General features: G+C 73.6%; 11 protein-coding genes. All 11 read right to left on the reverse strand.

Annotated features, from left to right (window positions below):
* Positions 1–10 precede the first annotated feature (10 nt).
* The 11 genes from ACWDAG_RS23460 to eccCa all read right to left on the reverse strand — a co-directional run bounded on the left by ACWDAG_RS23460 (position 11) and on the right by eccCa (position 16,579).
* Positions 11–382: a WXG100 family type VII secretion target gene (locus tag ACWDAG_RS23460; protein ID WP_450697502.1), complete on the reverse strand. Its 372-nt coding sequence runs from the start codon at positions 380–382 to the stop codon at positions 11–13.
* Complete coding sequence (locus ACWDAG_RS23465; RefSeq protein ID WP_450697503.1) at positions 375–806, reverse strand: YbaB/EbfC family nucleoid-associated protein; 432 nt, start codon at positions 804–806, stop codon at positions 375–377. Before ACWDAG_RS23465 ends, ACWDAG_RS23460 begins: the two co-directional genes overlap by 8 nt.
* 50 nt (positions 807–856) lie before the next feature.
* Positions 857–3,037, reverse strand: a complete 2,181-nt coding sequence (locus ACWDAG_RS23470; protein WP_450697504.1) for a WXG100 family type VII secretion target — start codon at positions 3,035–3,037, stop codon at positions 857–859.
* 34 nt (positions 3,038–3,071) lie between these two features.
* Positions 3,072–3,716 carry a hypothetical protein gene (locus ACWDAG_RS23475; protein WP_450697505.1) on the reverse strand — a complete coding sequence of 215 codons (645 nt, stop codon included), beginning with the start codon at positions 3,714–3,716 and terminating at the stop codon, positions 3,072–3,074.
* Position 3,717: 1 nt separating this feature from the next.
* Positions 3,718–4,008 carry a WXG100 family type VII secretion target gene (locus ACWDAG_RS23480; RefSeq protein WP_450697506.1) on the reverse strand — a complete coding sequence of 97 codons (291 nt, stop codon included), beginning with the start codon at positions 4,006–4,008 and terminating at the stop codon, positions 3,718–3,720.
* Positions 4,009–4,044: 36 nt separating this feature from the next.
* Positions 4,045–4,380: a WXG100 family type VII secretion target gene (locus ACWDAG_RS23485; RefSeq protein ID WP_450697507.1), complete on the reverse strand. Its 336-nt coding sequence runs from the start codon at positions 4,378–4,380 to the stop codon at positions 4,045–4,047.
* Between the two features lie 128 nt (positions 4,381–4,508).
* Positions 4,509–7,634 carry a right-handed parallel beta-helix repeat-containing protein gene (locus ACWDAG_RS23490; protein WP_450697508.1) on the reverse strand — a complete coding sequence of 1,042 codons (3,126 nt, stop codon included), beginning with the start codon at positions 7,632–7,634 and terminating at the stop codon, positions 4,509–4,511.
* Complete coding sequence (locus ACWDAG_RS23495; protein ID WP_450697509.1) at positions 7,631–9,805, reverse strand: hypothetical protein; 2,175 nt, start codon at positions 9,803–9,805, stop codon at positions 7,631–7,633. The genes ACWDAG_RS23490 and ACWDAG_RS23495 overlap by 4 nt, the downstream gene beginning before the upstream one ends.
* Positions 9,806–9,810: 5 nt before the next feature.
* Entirely contained in the window at positions 9,811–11,097 is a 1,287-nt protein-coding gene (eccB, locus tag ACWDAG_RS23500; RefSeq protein ID WP_450697510.1) for a type VII secretion protein EccB, read from the reverse strand.
* A gap of 11 nt (positions 11,098–11,108) precedes the next feature.
* Positions 11,109–12,554, reverse strand: coding sequence for a type VII secretion integral membrane protein EccD (gene eccD, locus ACWDAG_RS23505; RefSeq protein ID WP_450697511.1), 1,446 nt, complete (start codon positions 12,552–12,554; stop codon positions 11,109–11,111).
* Positions 12,551–16,579, reverse strand: coding sequence for a type VII secretion protein EccCa (gene eccCa / locus ACWDAG_RS23510; protein WP_450697512.1), 4,029 nt, complete (start codon positions 16,577–16,579; stop codon positions 12,551–12,553). The genes eccD and eccCa overlap by 4 nt, the downstream gene beginning before the upstream one ends.
* Positions 16,580–16,601: the final 22 nt, after the last annotated feature.

Here is a 16,601-nt window from a genome sequence, read left to right on the forward strand (position 1 = left end):
ACCCGGAGACTCACCGCCGGGTGCGGTGCGACGAGGAGCCGATCCCCGTCACGGAGTCGGTGGCGGGAGTCAGGGAGCGTACGGCCTCGATGCTCTGTTCCTCGGTCCTCGCGAACCCCTTGGCCATGGTGCGGATGCCGTCGACCGTGCTGTCGAGGACGTCGCCCACGCCCGTGATCGCCTCGCTGAGCTGCTGCTTGGGCTCGGCGTACTGCTCCAGGAACTGCCGTCCGCTCTCGTCGTCGCCCCAGCACGCGCCGAGGGACTCCAGGCGGCCGTCCAGCTTGGTGGCGATGGACCTGATCCGCGCGGCCAGCTCCTGCATCTGCGGGGCGGCCTGGTCGAGCCGCTCGGTGTCGACGGAGAAGGTGCCGTCACTCATAGGAGCCTCCCTGGAAGCCGTGGTCCACGTAGTCGCGTACGGAGTCGGGCATGGCCGGGTCCTCGGGCAGTACGGCGGCCGGGTCGACCCGGCCCTGGAGCAGGTCGGGCACGGTCACGCCGGGCGGCAACTGGCCGGCGAGCACTGCGGCGGTGGCCTCCAGTGCCTCGGCCCTGGCCTGCCGGAGCGTGGCGAGCAGGACGTCGGCCAGTTCCTTCGGCGGCATCCGGCGGTAGGCGCCGGTCGGGAACTCGATGGCGGTGACGTCCCCCTGGGCGCCGACGGTGATCTTCACCGTCTGCCGGGGGGCGGTCACGGTCGACGTCGTCCCGTTGATACGGCGCCGGATCTCGGCGGCCTCCTCGCGCTGGCGGCGGTACTGGGCCAGCAGGTCCTCGATCTGCTGGTCGTACGGACTGGGCACGTGAACAGGTCTCCTTTCGGACGGTGTCGGCGGATGTGGATGGGGCGCGGTCAGAGGGAGGCGGTGGAGTCGCCGGGTACGGCGCCCCAAGTGCTCTCGTGCTGGACCAGCAGGTCCGCGATGCCCCGGGCGGCCGGCTCCTCCTCCGGTTCCTCCTCGGGCTCCTCGGGCTCCTCCGGTTCGGGGCCCCCGTCGCCGCAGAACGCCTCCCCCAGGACGCCGGCCTGCGCACCGCCCGGGGACGCCGTGCCGGTGCGGTCCGGCTGCCAGGTGCTGCGCGGCTCACCGGACTCGCCCGGCTCACCCTCCTGGTGGTCCGTTTCCCGGTCGCCTTCCCCGCGCACGGCCCACAGCAGGGGGACGAACGCGCCGGCGCCGGCTGCGCCGGCCTCCCACGCGGAGAAGTCCTCCTCGCCGTCGTCGGCGTCGTCCGCAGGCAGAGGCCGTCCGTCGGATCCGACCGCGACCGGTGCCTCGGCGGCCGTGGGTTCGGGCGCGGGTGCGGCTTCGGGGGTGCCGGGGGCCGTACGTTCCTCCGTGGCGCCCTCCTCGGCCGGGCGGGTCGCGCCGGTGCGGGCCACGCCTTCGGTCGCGCCGAAGCCGGGCAGGTAGGGCACCCCGGGCAGGGCGCCGACGACCGAGCCGGCCTCGTCGTCGCCGGACTCCTCCTCGCCCTCCCAGGCCTCGCTGCTCGGGTCGAGCAGCCCGGAGGCGTCGGTCCGTTCGCCGGTGCCGTCCCGGCCCGCACCGGACACGCCCGTACCGCCCATGCCCGGCAGGTACGGCACCCCGCCCATGCCCAGGCCCTCTCCACCCGCCGCCGCACCCAGCTCCGAGCCGATCTCGTCGCCGCCCGGCGTCTCCTCGCCCTCCCAGGGGTCCGCGCTCGCGTCGAGCAACCCCGATGCGTCGGTCGGCTCGGAGGTCTGGCCGGCACCGTTGGACCCCATGCCGCCCATACCGGGCATGTACGGCATCCCGGAGGACGTCGCGAGCTGCGCGGGCGAGAGCGAGTCGGCGGCGAGGCCGTCGGTGAGGCCGCTGCCCAGCCCGTCGGTGAGCCCGTCGCCGATGCCGTCGCCGAGTCCGGTGTCGCCGAACGCGGCCGGGTCGGCCGTGGACAGGCCGCCGAGGGAACTCTTCCCGTCGGCCCCGAGACCGCGGAGGCCGGCCAGGCCGCCGAGGCCGGGGAAGGCGAGGGGGTTCAGCGCGTTGTCGAGGGCCGACGGGTCGAGGCTGCCCAGGCCGTCGAGGCCGAGGTCGCCCAGGCCGGTGCCGTCCAGTCCCTTGCCGTCGAGGCCGGGGTCGTCCAGCCCGAGGCCCCCGGGGTAGGCGGTCGGGTCGCCGGACTTGTCCAGGCCGCCGAGATCCCCGACGCCGCCGGGGCCGTCGCCGATGCCGGAACCGCTCTCCAGGCCGGTGTCGGGATAGCCGGAGAGGTCCGACAGGCTTCCGGTGTCGCCGAGGCCGTCGCCGATTCCGGTGTCGGGGCCGTGGAGGTCCGGGGTCGCGTCGGGATCCGGAAGGCCGCTGTCGTTGCCCGAGCCGTCCGGGTGGTTCGTCGGCGAGGTCACCGGGGTCGGGTTCACGATCACGTCGGTGGTGACCTGGTAGGAGTGCGCCAGGCTCTTGAGCACGGCCCGCATGTCCTCGTTCATCATCGCCACCAGCTCGGGCTTCTGGCTGATCGGGATCAGACCGTCGGCCATCGGTGTGACGCGCATCGCGATGGCCTGGTTGGCGTACCAGGTGTCGATCTCGGCGAGCTTGTTCTGCGCGCTCTGGAAGGCGATCGCGTTGTTGGCGAGCTGGTGGGGGATGGAGTGGTCACCGGTCGAACCCCCGGACAGGACATCGGCGTTGGCCTTCACCTGACGGGAGAAGTTGGTCATCATGTCGAGGAAGGAGTCCGCCGCGCCGCCGCCCCACGGCCCGTTGTCACCGGCGAGAGCCTTGGCCTGGTCGACCAGGCTCTTCGTGACGCCCTCCAGGGTCCGCTGCACGTGGTAGAAGGCGTTGGCCGCGTCCAGCAGCGACTGCGGGTCGGCGATGGCCCGCGCGTGGGCCAGGTTGGCCTCGGTCTCCACCCCGGAGGACATGCCGTAGATGGCCGCCTTGATCTGCTTCCAGTCCCAGTTCTCGTAGGCCGCGACGCTTCCGCTGCTGTCGGGGTCGCCGAAGATCGTCCCGTCGCTGCCCTGATGGAAGCCGTTGCTGTTGTAGTCCGGCACTCTCGCCCTCCCGTGGAGCCACCGATGCCCGCGCCTAGGCGGTCGTGGTCTGTGTGTCGGTGTGGCTGTTCGAGTCGCCCGTACCGGTGGTGGTGCCGGTCCCGGTGGTGGTCATGCCGGTGCCGCTGTTGGACGTCATCATCGTGTTGAAGTCGGCGGTGCTGGTGGTGAAGGCGTCCGCGAGGTCCTGGGCCGTCATGTTGTTCGCCTCCTCGGTCGAGGCGTACTTCGCGCTGAGCGTCCGCACGCCGTCCCGCAGGTCCGTCAGGCCCCGCACCAGGGCCGAGAGAGCGTTGCCGTAGCTCTGCTTCAGGCCTTGGTCGCCGTTCGGGCCGTTGACCGTCTTGCGCATCTCGTTGGCGTGGTAGAAGGCGCCCGGCGCGACCGACACCTCGCTCAGGCCGGTGGCGACCTTGCGCACCGGCTGGATCAGCTGGTCGATGTGGGAGGCGAACAGGTCCAGCGACGGCGTGCTGACCGAGGTTCCGTTGTGGCCGTCGCCGCCGGGTACCGGCGGGGGCACGAAGGGATGCAGGTCGGTGAGGATACCGGGGGCGTGCAGGACGTCCGTGCCGCCGTGGTAGTGGTTCTCCCCAGTGGCCTGTGTGTGGCCGTCGTTGTAGGCGGTGGTGGTGCTGTTCTGGTCGCTGTTGCTCTGGGCGCTGATGCCGTCCGTCATGTCACTGGTCCCAGAGGCTCACGCCGTGCCGCTCGCCCGCGTAATAGGACTCGTTGATCTGGCCGAGGGAGTTGGTGGCGTTCTGGGCCTGGGTCACCATGTCGGCGGCCGCGGCGTCCCACTTGAGTTTGGCGGCGTCGTAGGTGGCGCGGGCGTCGCTGGTCCACTCGCTCAGGTGGACCTTGGCGCTGTCGTCCAGCTCGGTCAGGGCCGCCTGGATCTTGTTGCTGATCGCGGACATCTCACCGACGACGTACTCGACCTGGTTCATGTTGACGGTGTACGTGGGCATGGGGCGCTCCTCGTGTGTGGCTGGGGTGGCGGGGGCTCAGAAACCGGGCAGTGGGGTGGACATGGTCTTGTGGAGCTGGGTCGCCACGTCCGAGGTGTTCTGGTGCGTGGTGTCGTAGCTGCCCGTGTTGGCCTGCAGCTTCTGCAGCATCAGCTCCAACTGCTGCTTGACGGTGCCGAAGTCCGTGAGCCAGGTGCTCATGGCGCCCTGGAAGGTGGCGGACGCGTCACCGGTCCAGCTGCTGCGCAGCGTGTCGATCTGGCTCTGCATCTGGGTGTAGGTGCTGTTCACCTCGTCCAGGGCGGTCTGGAAGCTGCCCTGGGCGATCCTCATGCCCGAGGTGTCCACCGATGTGCTCATGTTGGCTGCCATGGCCGTTCCTCTCCTGGTCGGTCAGTCGCGCTCGTTCGATTCGTGATGATGGTCCGGGGCGACGCGCCCACGGCCCGGAAGCGGGACTCGCTGCCCCGGCGGGCGGGATTCTCTGTCCCTGCGGTCCGTCAGTGGGCCAACAGTGCTTCCTCCAGCGGGAGTTCACCGGCCAGGTCGGCGAGGACCAGCGCGGGGGCGCCCGCGCGGGCGGCGAGCCGCTCCGCCAGCCGGTGCGCGCCGTACACGCCACCGGCGGGGTCCTGTGCGGCGAGCGCCGCGAGGACGTCGTCGGGCACCTCGAAGCCCAGTGCGGTGAGCCGCCGTCGGGTCAGCTCGGCGAGTCCCGTGCCGGTCCAGGCGGGCAGTCGCAGGTACTCGGCGAAGCCTTCGGCGAGATCGGTGCGGGAGCGCAGCAGTTCGCTCAGGTACGGGGCGCTGCCACAGAGCGCGAGCACCGTGCCGTACGGCTCTCGGGCCGCCGTCTGCGCGGTCAACGCGTTGACGACCGCGTGCCGTTCGGTCTCCGGCCGGGATACGAAGGCGGGGTCCGCCGTCACCGCCAGCAGGCCGCCGGCCGCGCGCCGGAACACGTCGGCGAGGAACGCGTGCGGCTGTGCGGGCCAGCGGGCCGGGACCGCCGACAGCGGTACGTGCGTGAACGCGCCGGACGGTACGAGCCGGAGCTCGCCGAGTGCCCTGGCGTACGCGGCGGCCACCGCGCGGCGTCCACTGCCCTGGGTTCCCTCCAGCACGACGTCCGCGAGACCTGCGGTGCCCTGGCCCAGCTTGACGAGGGCGTCGAGACGGGCGGCCAGCGCGTCGGTGACGGGGGTGAGGCCGGTGAGGTCGGTGAGGTGGCGAGTGGCCTCGGCTTCGCCTTCGGCCTGTGTGTTCCCACCCGCACCACCCGTGACAGATTCGCCGTCGGCGGCCGCGGGGGGCTTGGACCTGGCGGGTGTGGGAGCCGGGGTGACGTCGGCGGCGGTCAGCAGGCTCAGTTCGCTGTCGTGGCCCGGTGGCTGAGTCGCCAGCCGGGACGCCTGGGCGCCGATCATCGACTCGAAGACCTGGCGGGCGACCCGGCCGTTGCCGAAGGTCGGGCCCTTGGGGACCGCTTCGAAGTAGTGCGACAGCGCGGCCAGGGCGTCCTCGGACAGTTCGTAGTAGTGCTTGGCGCACAGGCCCCGGACGATGGTGACCAGTTCCCCGGGGTCGTAGTTGGGGAACTCGACGGTCCGGGCGAAACGCGACGCCATACCGGGGTTGGAGGCGAGGAACCGCTCCATGTGCTCGGAGTAGCCGGCCGCGATGACCACGATCTCGTCGCGGTGGTCCTCCATCAGCTTCATCAGCGTCTCGACGGCCTCCTGGCCGAAGTCCGGCCCGGTGCCCCGCGACTGGTTGGTCAGGGTGTACGCCTCGTCGATGAAGAGCACTCCGCCCAGGGCCCGGTTGAAGACCTCCGTGGTCTTGATGGCGGTCCCGCCGATGATCTGGGCGACCAGGTCGGCGCGGGCCACCTCGACGATGTGCCCCTGGCCGAGGATGCCGAGTTCGGCGAGGACCGCGCCGTAGAGCCTGGCCACGGTCGTCTTGCCGGTGCCGGGCGGCCCGGCGAAGACGAGGTGGCGGCTCATCGGGGGCATCGGCAGACCCATCTCGGTGCGCCGCTTGGTCATCTTGTTGAGGTTGATCAGGCCGGTGACCTCCAGCTTGACGCTCTCCAGACCGACCAGAGCGTCCAGTTCGGCCAGCGGACCCGTACCGGCATCGGCACCGGCACCGGCATCGGCATCCGTACCCGCCTCGGCATCCGTACCGGCATCCGTCCCGGCAGCGGCACCGATCGGACCGAAGCCGTCCCGGGCCTCGTCGGACACCCGGTCACCGGAGTTGTCCTGAACCGCGCAGTTTCCGAGGTCCGTACGGGCGTCCGGGTGGGCGTTGAGGCCCTGACCGCGCGCGCCGGTCATCCGGCACCCGACGGCGGTGAACGAACCGCCGGCCAGGACCCGCACGGCGTCGTCCGGCGAACCGGTGAACTCGGTGTCGTGAGCGGTCAGTTCCCCGTCCTCGCCGACGACCGCACCGCAGCCGCGCAGCACGGAACCGGCCATGAACGCGCTGGCCGACCCGGCCAGCGTCAGCCCCTGACCGCCCCCGCTCACCGCGATCTCGGCGTCCCGCAGCGTCAGCCGGGCCCCGCTCTGGGCCCGCACCCCGGCGCCCGCGGTGCCGCTGACGGCGAGCCGTTCCAGTTCGGCCGCTCCGGAGTCGGCGGCTTGCACGGCGGCGGTCGCGGCGTCCCGGACGACGAGTCCCGTGGCCCTGACGGCGGTTCCCGCGCCGGTGACATGGAGTCCCACCGGGGTGCCGGTGATCTCGCAGTCCTCCAGGCGGGGCCGGGCGCCCCCGGTGACCTGGACGCCGCTGCGGGCCGCGCCGCCGACCGTGCAGCCGCGCAGGTGCGGGGCGGCGCCGTCGGCGATGTGCACGGACTGGCCGCCCGAACCGGAGAACGTGCAGTCGGTGAGCGTGGTCTCGCCCCGCCCGGTCAGATACGCGTCGAGGGCGGTGCTGCCCGTCACGGTGACCCGGAGCAGGGCGGCGCGCGCCTCCTGCTCCACGGCGACGGCGGGCTTGCCGCTGCCGGCGATCAGGGTGGCCTCGACGGTCGCCGAGGCGTTGCCGTTGACGCAGATCCCGTTGCCCCGGGGGCGGTCCAGACGGCAGTCCCGTATGTCGAGACGGCCGTGCTCGGCGACCACGACCGCCGAGGATCCGGCCTCGGCGATCGTGCTGTCGGCGAGCACGTTGCCGCCGCCCGAGGTGACGACCACCCCGGCCCCGTGCGGGTTGGTCACCCGGCAGCGACGGGCGGCCAGGGTGCCCTCGTGCCAGGCCAGCACCGCCGTCCACGCCGCGCCCTCGATCCGGCAGCCGTCCAGTGCCGCCTGCCCGCGCCGCAGGTCCAGGACCGGGGCGTCGCGGTCGGACCCCGACAGGACGAGCCCGGACAGCTGCACCGCCTCGGCGTCCACCACGACCGTGCTCCCGGCCGGCGCGTGCACCTGTACGGTCCCGGCGCCGTCCTCCGCGGTCAGGGTCACGGGCCGGACGACGGCGAGCGATTCCTCGTACCGGCCGGGGGCGACCGTGATCAGCGCTCCCTCGGCGGCCTCGGCCAGCGCGTCGGCGATCGTACGGTGGGCACCCGGACGGTCCGGGGAGACCAACAGGACCTGCCTGCTCACGACTTGGCTCCTTCTGTACGGACCGCACTCGGGGCCACGATCAGCCCGGGCGGGTCGGCGCTCCGGGCCGCGGCGTCGGTGCCGGCCCGCTCCAGCGCGTCCAGGATCTTCTCCAGGCCCTTGACGGCGATCTCGTCGAGCTTCGCCGCCACGTCGTCCCGGCCGTGCTGGGCGGTCTCCGACGGCGACAGCTCCCGCATCAGCACGGCGGTGCCCTCGGTGCGCAGCACCCTGAAGGCGGTGCCGGGCAGGAACAGCACCCGGTCGGGGACGTCCGGGTCCAGCGAGCTGGTCCGCCGGGCGGTCATCGACCAGATCAGCACGTCGGTGGCACCGCCGCCGCGCGGGCCGGGATGCAGTGATGTACGGGCGTGGCAGAACGCCCACTCGGTGGCCGTCCTGCCCTCGCGGTACCAGCCACGCTCCGCCTCGCCGAGCCGGGTGCGCAGCAGGGCCGGGCCCCGGTAGGAGGGCAGCCGCCGCAGCCCCGCGGTCACACAGCGGGCCAGCGGGATGTGCGGCCCGGCGGTCGCCTCGCGTACGGCCGCGTCGGCCCGGCGGCTGTCACCGGACAGATAGAGGCGTACGGCGACCAGGTCGGTCAGCGCGTCCGCCGCCTCGGTCCTGGACCGCCCGCGCAGTCCCGGGGACTCCGACATCACTCGCGAGACGGAGCCGGCGACCGCGTTGTACTGCTCGTTGAACGTCCGCCGAAGCCAGTCCCGCTCCTGTGCGATGCCCCGCTCCGGCGGCAGGGCACAGGCCGCGGCCCGCGGCACGGGCTGCACCCGCACGGCATCGGCCCCTTCGGACACCGAGGGCACAGCAGCCTCGCCGCCCGGGGCGGATTCGGTGCCCGCGACCGGATCGCCCGCCGGCGCCAGAACGTAGGCGTCGTCGATGCCGACGATCTCCGGCTCGGGCGCGGCGGACTCCAACCGGAACCGGGGCGCGACCGGTGACACGAGCCGGTGTGCGAGGGCAGGGACGAGGTCGGGCGCGGGCGCGGCTGCGGGCTGTGGAGCCGCTTGCGACGACCGTGCCGGCAACTGTGCCGGTGCCGTTGCCGGTTCGGGTTCCGGGGTGTCGGCGGGGGGAGCGTCTCGTACGACGCGGGGTCCGTTGCGTACGGTGGGCGCCTCCGAGAGATCCGTCGCGTCGGCCTCCCCGTGCCGATGGACCGGGTCGTGGACCGGAGGTGGCCCGATCGCCGGAGGGACGGGCGTCGCGGTGTCCGGTGCCGAGGCGTTCCCCGGCATCGTGGGATCGGCGCCCCCGGACTCCGTACGGATGGACGGCGGGGGCGGGACGGCGGAGCACTCGGGTGCGGCGGGCCCGGCGGGGAAGCAGGTGGACTCGGTCGGTGGACCAGGGTCTCCGGGGGGCAGGTCGTCGTACAGGGTGACCGGGTGGGCCAGGGCGTCGGCGAGGGACTGGGCGGGTGGGTGCCCGGCGGGGGCGTCGAGGGTGCCGTACAGGACGAAGCGGACCGCGGGGCGGGCGTTGGGCAGCACGGTGTCCCAGAAGCGGGTCACGTCGTCGAGGGACAGCGGTGGGGTGCCGGGGCTGCCGAGGACGACGAGGAAGAGGTGCGGGTCGGTGGGCGCCGCCTCGACCGTGCGGCCGTGGTGGGCGGCCAGGGGATCCCGGTCGGTGCCCCGCAACCACACGCCCGCGGGCACCGGTTGGGCGACGGCGTGAGCGCCCACCGGCCGGGTGCGGGCCGGCGCGGAGAACTCCCAGTGCGGTTTGGGGTAGCGCTGCGCAGCGGGCTCGGGGTCGCGCCCCGGCCGGAACCGCAGCCAGGCCGCGCCGTCGTCGCCCGGCACGAACAGGCCGCCGCTCACGGTCGGGACGAGGTCGCCGTCGGGCGCGAGCACCTCCCGTCCGAGCCGGTCGGCGATGAGGGAACAGGCCGTACGGATGTCCTCGCGCGTGCCCCGGCCGAAGACCAGCCGCGGGCTGCCGTACCGGTCGGACGACAGCAGCCGGGCCACCGACTCCCATTCGGTGGCGACGGCGTCGGCCGGCAGGTCCACCACGGCGACGGTGTGGTGCGGGTCATCGGCGATCCCCCGGGCGAACGCGGCGGCCCGGTCGTCGTACCCGCCCTTGGGGTGGATCACCAGAGCATCGCCCGCGGGCGTCGAGCGCAGCCGGAGTCGTCCCACCGGGATCAGCCCTTCGCCGCGGCGATGCGGCTGAGCACCGGACCGTCGGGGACGAGGGCGAGGACGCCCGCGGGCAGCGTGAGCCGGCGCTTGGCGTCGGCGAACCCGAGGGCCCGCGCGGCGTCGGCGTCGGCGATCGGGTACTTCAGGCCCTGCTCGGTGATCAGGTACTCGGTCCTCCCGTCGTCCGGGACGGCCAGCACACCACCGCCGGCCGGCAGGACGGTCCCGCCCGCGCCGCCCGCGCCCCCGGTGATCCGGGTCCGGCCGTCCGCGAGTTCGGTCAGGCAGACGGTGCCGCCGGTCAGGGCGTGGACGCCGGTCAGGTCCGGCAGGCGGCCGGTCGTGCCGTGGTCCGCGGAGACCGGGGCGGCGGCGATGTCCGGCTGCCCGACCTGCCGCGGTGCCGGCGCGCCGGGACGGGCGGCGAGCAGGGCGTACTCGGTGGCGTTGACGAGGGCGAGGCCGTCGGAGCGCATCACGTAGTAGTGCTCGGTGCCGCCGGTGCCGGTGCGGAAGACCTGGCTGACCTCGGCGGTGTGTCCGGCGACCTTCCCGGCCGGCTTCCCGGAGCCGGGTGGCACGGGCGCGGCGAGCGCCGCGCCGGTGGGGACGGTGGCCAGCCAGTCGGCGGTGGCGGGGACGGCCGGCTGGTCGTCCATGCCGAGGGCGATCAGCGTCGAGGCACCGGGGACCGGGTACTTGACGCCGTTCAGCAGCACGTACCGGCTGCCCTTGGGCCCGCTGAGCAGCACCTGCCGGTCGGCGGGCAGGGCGGCGAGCGGGACGGCCGGGCCGAAGACAAGGGTCTGCCCCTTGCCGGCCGCGGTCCCCGGCAGGCATCGCGCCCACGCCCCGGTCGCCAGCGCGGACGGGTCGGGCACGGTGTCCGGCGCGCCCTGGATGCCGACCGGGGTACCGTGCCGGACACCCGCCAGGGACCCGGTGGATTCGGTCTCGGGCGTGGTGCGCCCGCCCGCGATGAGCAGCGCGGAGGCGTAGTTGCGCACGGGGCGCAGCTCGCCGTTCGCGTAGACGTACCGGTTGCCGGTGTCCTTCTCCAGGACGATCGTGCCGTCCTTGCGCCAGTCGTCCCTGGGGACGGGGGAGATCAGCCCGTACACCCAGAACCCGGCGCACAGCAGCGCCACGAGGCCCACCCCGAAGACCGAGCCGAGCGAGGACCGCCGGGTCGGGCTGTCGCCCCGGCCCGGGTCCCCGCTGACCAGGGCGGAGGCGAGGCGGCCCATGGCGAACTGGTAGGCCTGTACATGATCGCGTCGTGTCTGCATGGGTGCCGCTCCTAGCCGGCGAGGCCGCGGAAGTACGTGTACATGTGCAACACCTGGAGCAGCAGCGGCAGCAGGGCGATCGCCGTGACGGTCTCCAGCAGGTCGCCCAGGTGCCCCCATATCGGAAGCAGCCGGGCCCGCGGCAGCCGCCGGGCACCGACGAGCAGCAGCAGTACGGCGGCCAGCAGCACCGCGAGCACGGCGGCCCGGGCGGCGGGACCTGCGGGGGCGACCCGGACGATGAGCACGAGCCCCAGACCGTAGGCGCCGGCCAGCACGGCGGGGACCCGCTGGAGGGTGCCGTTGGTGCCGCGCGCGCGGAGGAGGACGGCCAGGCTGAGCGAGAGCGGGAGCAGCCAGCCGGCCCAGCCGTGCTCACGGTCGGCCAGCAGCCAGAGGGCGACCGCCCACACCAGGGCCGAGGAGACACTGATCATGTCGAGGCAGGCGGTGGCGACGGTGACCCGGCCGGTCACGGTCTCGCCGGGTTCCGGTTCGATGTCCAGCTGGAGTTCCTCGGCGTCGTGCGGGAGCCCGGGCACCCGCAGCCGGGCCGCGCGCAGGGCCAGCCGGGGGGCGAGGTGCCCCAGTACGAACAGGCCGACCGCGACGACCGAGGCGGCCTGGACGCCGTGCAGCCCGGCGGTCTCGGCGAGCCCCGCGCCCACCGCGGCGGCGACCGCCGTGAGTAGGACGGTGCCGGGGACGGCCAGGGGAAGCGTGCCCAGCGCGAGCAGCACGCCGGCCAGCGCGACCACACATCCGGCGGCCAGGAGCACCCCCGTGGTGCCGGGTGCGAAGCCACCGGACGGGCCCTCCCGCAGGGTCGTGCCGGCCAGTGCGGCGAAGCCGAACGCGCCGACCCCGGTGACCAGGACGCCGCCTTGGTCGGCCCGCATCCGGGCGGCCGTGGCGCAGCCCGTGGCCAGCACCAGGGCGATCAGCCCGGCGGCCACCGCGGTGAGCGGGCCGGGGCCCGCCCCGAGCAGCGCGGCGGCGAGCGCGACCAGGGCCACGCAGGCCAGGGCGAGGCCGAGGTTCCGGGTGAGCCCGGGGCGCCAGCGGCCGGGACCGGCACCGACGGTGTGGGCGACGCCGTCGGAGACGTCGTCGAAGTGCAGGGCGGGCAGGGCCGCTTCGGCCGGACGCAGGTGCAGGACGTCGCCGTCCCGCAGCCCGGCGCTCTCGGGGGTCGCTTCGGGATCGAGGGGTTCGTCGCCGAGCCGTTGCAGTACCCAAGGAGTGTCCTGGGAGTCCGGCCGGTGGCCGGGACCGGCGGCCGCGTGACGCAGCAGCACCGGCAGCACGGCGGAGACCGGGGTGGTGACCGGGACGGCGAGATCGGCCCGGCCGTCCGGGGCCTCCACGGTGAGGCGGCAGACCTCGGTGGACCGGACGGGCAGGGACACGGCGGCAGGCCCGGTGGCGGGTGCGGCGGTCGAGGCGTCGGGGGTCATCGTGCTCCTGTGGGGGCGGAGGCCGCCGGCACCAGGCCGGTCTGGACGAGCTGGACGGCGCGCCGGGTGACGAGCTGGGCGCGGCCGACGGGCAGGGTGCGGGGCTTGGCCTCGCCGATGAACTTGCCCTCCTCCTTGGGGTAGGAGAACAGCAGCGCCGGGTTGCCGAGCTCCCACATCCGGCGGATCAGCGGATCCATGACGGACCGCATCGCGCCGGAGGTGGAGCGGGCGACGACCAGGTGCAGCCCGATGTGGGCGCCCTGCGCCAGCAACGGCACCAGCGGCATCATCGGGGAGGGCGTGCCGGGCGCGCCGGAGAAGAGGTCGTAGTCGTCGACGAGGACGAACAGCAGCGGGCCGGTCCACCAGTCCCGCTTCTCCAGTCGCTCCGGGCTGACGTCGGCGCCGGGCTGCCGCTTGGCCACGGACACCGCGGCGCTGTCGGCGAGGTTTCCGAGGGCGTCGTTGTCGACGACGTATCCGACCCGGTACTCCTCGGGTACGTCCTTGAGGAGTCCGCGCCCGGGATCGGCCAGCAGGATCCTGGCCTCCTCGGGGCGGTAGCGGGCGGTGATGGCGCGGATGGCCAGGCGCAGGGCGTTGGTCTTGCCGGTCTCGCCGTCGCCGAAGACCAGCAGGTGCGGGGTGGTGCCGAAGTCGTGCCAGACGGGGGCGAGCCGCTGCTCGTCCCAGCCCAGGCAGAACCTCAGGTCGCGGGTGTCGGCGGGGGCCGGGAGCCGGCGGGCGTCCAGCCGGGTCGGCAGCAGGCGTACGGCGGGTGCCCGGGGGCCGGTCCAGAACGTGTCGATCTCGGCGACCGCGGCCTTGGTGGCGGCCGTCAGGTCATCGGTGCGCGAGGAGCTGTCCAGCCGGGGCAGTGCGGACACGAAGTGGTGTCCGGAGGTGGTCAGACCGCGTCCGGGGCGGTGCGGGACGCCGGCCGCCGCGCGGGAGCCGACCTCGGACTCCATCGAGTCGCCGAGCCGCAGTTCGAGCTTGGTGCCGAGCATGTCCCGCAGCCGGGGCCGCACTTCGGACCAGCGCACCGCGGCGGCCACCACGTGCAGACCGAACGAGAGGCCGCGCGCGGCGAGTTCCATGATCCGCTGCTCCAGGTCGTCGAAGTCCTGGCGGAGCGTCGCCCAGCCGTCGACGATCAGGAACACGTCGCCGAACGGGTCGTCGATCGTGCCGTCCGCGCGCAGTGCCCGGTACGCGGCCATCGACTCCAGTCCCCTGGACGCGAACAACTGCTCGCGCTGTTCCAGGAGTTGGGCGAGTTCTTCGACGGTGCGCAGCACGCGATCGCGCTCCAGCCGGGTGGCCACGGAACCGACGTGCGGCAACCCGGCGGTGGAGACCAGGCCGCCACCGCCGAAGTCCAGGCAGTAGAACTGGACCTCGCGGGGCGTGTGGCTCAGGGCCAGCGACAGCATCAGGGTGCGCAGCAGGGTCGACTTCCCGGTCTGCGGCGCGCCCACCAGGCCGACATGGCCGTCGGCACCGGACAGATCGGCCACCAGCAGTTCGCGCAGCTGCTCGAACGGGCGGTCCACCATGCCCAGCGGGACACGCAGCGCTCCCTGGGTGCGGGGGTCGGCGGCGCCCATGCCGCGGTCCGGGTCGGGCACGATACCGGGCAGCAGCTGGTCCAGGCCCGGCGACTCGGACAGCGGGGAGAGCCAGACCTGCCGCGCGGGCGGGCCGCTGTCCTCCAGCCGCCCGACGAAGGCCTCCAGCAGACTGTCCCCGGCACCTTCGCCGCCGTCCTCCTGCTCTCCCGTCCCCGCGTCCTGCCCGCGCAGATTCTCCTCGGCGAGCGAGACCAGCCGGGTGGACTCCTCCTCGCGGGCCGCGGCCGGCGGTCCGTGCCGGTCCAGACCGAAGGCGGTCACCTCGCGGACCACGCCCTCCGGCTGCTCGGTCCGAGCCGGGTCCACCGGGGCGGGCGCGGGGCCGGAGACGTACGCGGCCTTGAACCGGACCAGGTTGGTGGTGTCGACCTTGAGGTAGCCGTTGCCCGGGGCGGACGGCAGTTCGTAGGCGCTGGAGGTACCGATCACACTGCGCGACTCCATGGAGGAGAAGGTGCGCAGGGCGAGCCGGTACGACAGATGGCCCTCGACCCGGTGGATACGGGATTCGTCCAGCCGCTGGGAGGCCAGCAGCAGATGCACGCCGAGGCTGCGCCCGAGCCGTCCGATGGACACGAACAGCTCCACGAACTCCGGCTTGCTGGCGAGGAGTTCGGAGAACTCGTCCACGACGATCAGGAGCGAGGGCAGCGGGGCCAGGGTGTCCTGACCGGCCGCGCGCGCCTTCTCGTAGTCGTACAGCGAGGCGTGGCCGACCTCCCGCAGCAGCTCCTGGCGGCGGATCAGCTCGCCGTTGATGGAGTCCCGCATGCGGTCGACGAGGGGGAGTTCGTCGGCGAGGTTGGTGATGACGGCGGAGGTGTGCGGCAGCCGGTCCATGTTGAGGAAGGTGGCCCCGCCCTTGAAGTCCACCAGCACCAGGTTCAGGATCTCCGAGGAGTGGGTGGCGGCCAGGCCCGTCACGAGCGTGCGCAGCAGTTCGCTCTTGCCGGAGCCGGTGGCGCCGATCAGCAGGCCGTGCGGGCCCATGCCGCCCTGGGCGGACTCCTTGAGGTCGAGTTCGACGATCTCGCCGTCCTCGGTGACCCCCACGGGCACCTTGAGGCGGGCCTCCTGGGCCAGCCGGGGGCGCCATTTGGCCGCGACGTCGTAGGTGCGTACGTCACGGATGCCGAGCATGGTGGCCAGGTCGAAGTCGGACTCCAGCGGGCGGTCCACCAGGTCGACTCCACCGGCGGTGCGCATCGGAGCGAGTGCCCGGGCCAGGGTCTCGGCCTCGACCGGGCCGAGCCGGTCCGCGTGGCCGCTGACGTTCTCGACGCCGCTCGGGAAGTCGACCCGGCCGCCGCGGACCGTGAGCCGCAGCACCTTGGGGCCGCCGGGCACCGCGCCGGTGAGGTCCAGCAGCACCACCCCGCGCAGCCCGGCCGCCAGCAGCCGCGAGGTCGCCGGCAGCCGCACGCCCTGGGCGACGATCACCGTGAACGGTTCGGCCACGCTCGGCGAGGAGGCGGCGTCGTGGTCGGGGCGGTCGCGGACGTCGGGGCCGAGCAGGTCGAGCAGTTCGTCGTGGTCGCCGGCGGCGAGGCGGACCGGACCCGCGGAGTCCTCCTGCGTCGGATGGGCGTTGTGCGGAAGCCACTTGAGCCAGTCCCACTCGCGGCGCGCGGCCTCGTCGCCGAGCACCGCCACCCGCAATTCGTCCGGGGAGTGGAAGACAGCCAGCTGCCCGAGCACCGCCCGTGCGAGGGCGACCGCCTCCTCGGTGTCGCCGGTGAACTCGACGCTGGTGAAGCGCCGGAGCGAGACCGGTACGGGCAGCAGCGGAACGGTCTGGTGCGCCTTGGTGAACCGGCGCAGCGAGATCGCGCACAGCGGTTCCAGGTCCTCCACCGGCCTGGTCTGCGGTGGCAGGAACTCCAGCGCGGCGCGCCGGGTCGCGAGGCCGATGCGGACGCGGGCGAAGTCCTCGTGGCCCGGCCGGCGTTCCCACAGCCGATGGCCGGCCGCGAGCGCCCACAGACCGGATGCCCCGGGGTTGTCCCACAGCAGCGCGGCCCGCTGGTCCTCGGCCGCCTGCCGGGCCTGGACCCGCTTCTGCGCGAGGTAGCGCAGATAGTCCCGGCGTTCGGCGCGCATCCGGCGGCGCCGCTCCGCACCGGGTCGGCCGATCTGGGTCAGCGTCATGCTGATCATGGCGACGCCCATCATCCCGGTCATCATGTACATGGCCATGCCGCCGCTGCCGATCGAGTACATGAGCACCATGGCCCCGGCCCCCAGGCCCATCGGCAGGTACGTCATCACCGACCCGAAGTCGGCGGTGGCCGGTTCGCCGAGAACCGGGGGCTCGGCCAGTTCCACCTGGCCCTCCGGCATCGGGGGGCCTTCGGCGCGGGGCGAGCGCTTGGCGACGACGGTGCTCAACGTGCTCTCATCTCTGCTTCCC

This window comes from Streptomyces sp. NPDC001157 (assembly GCF_053598255.1).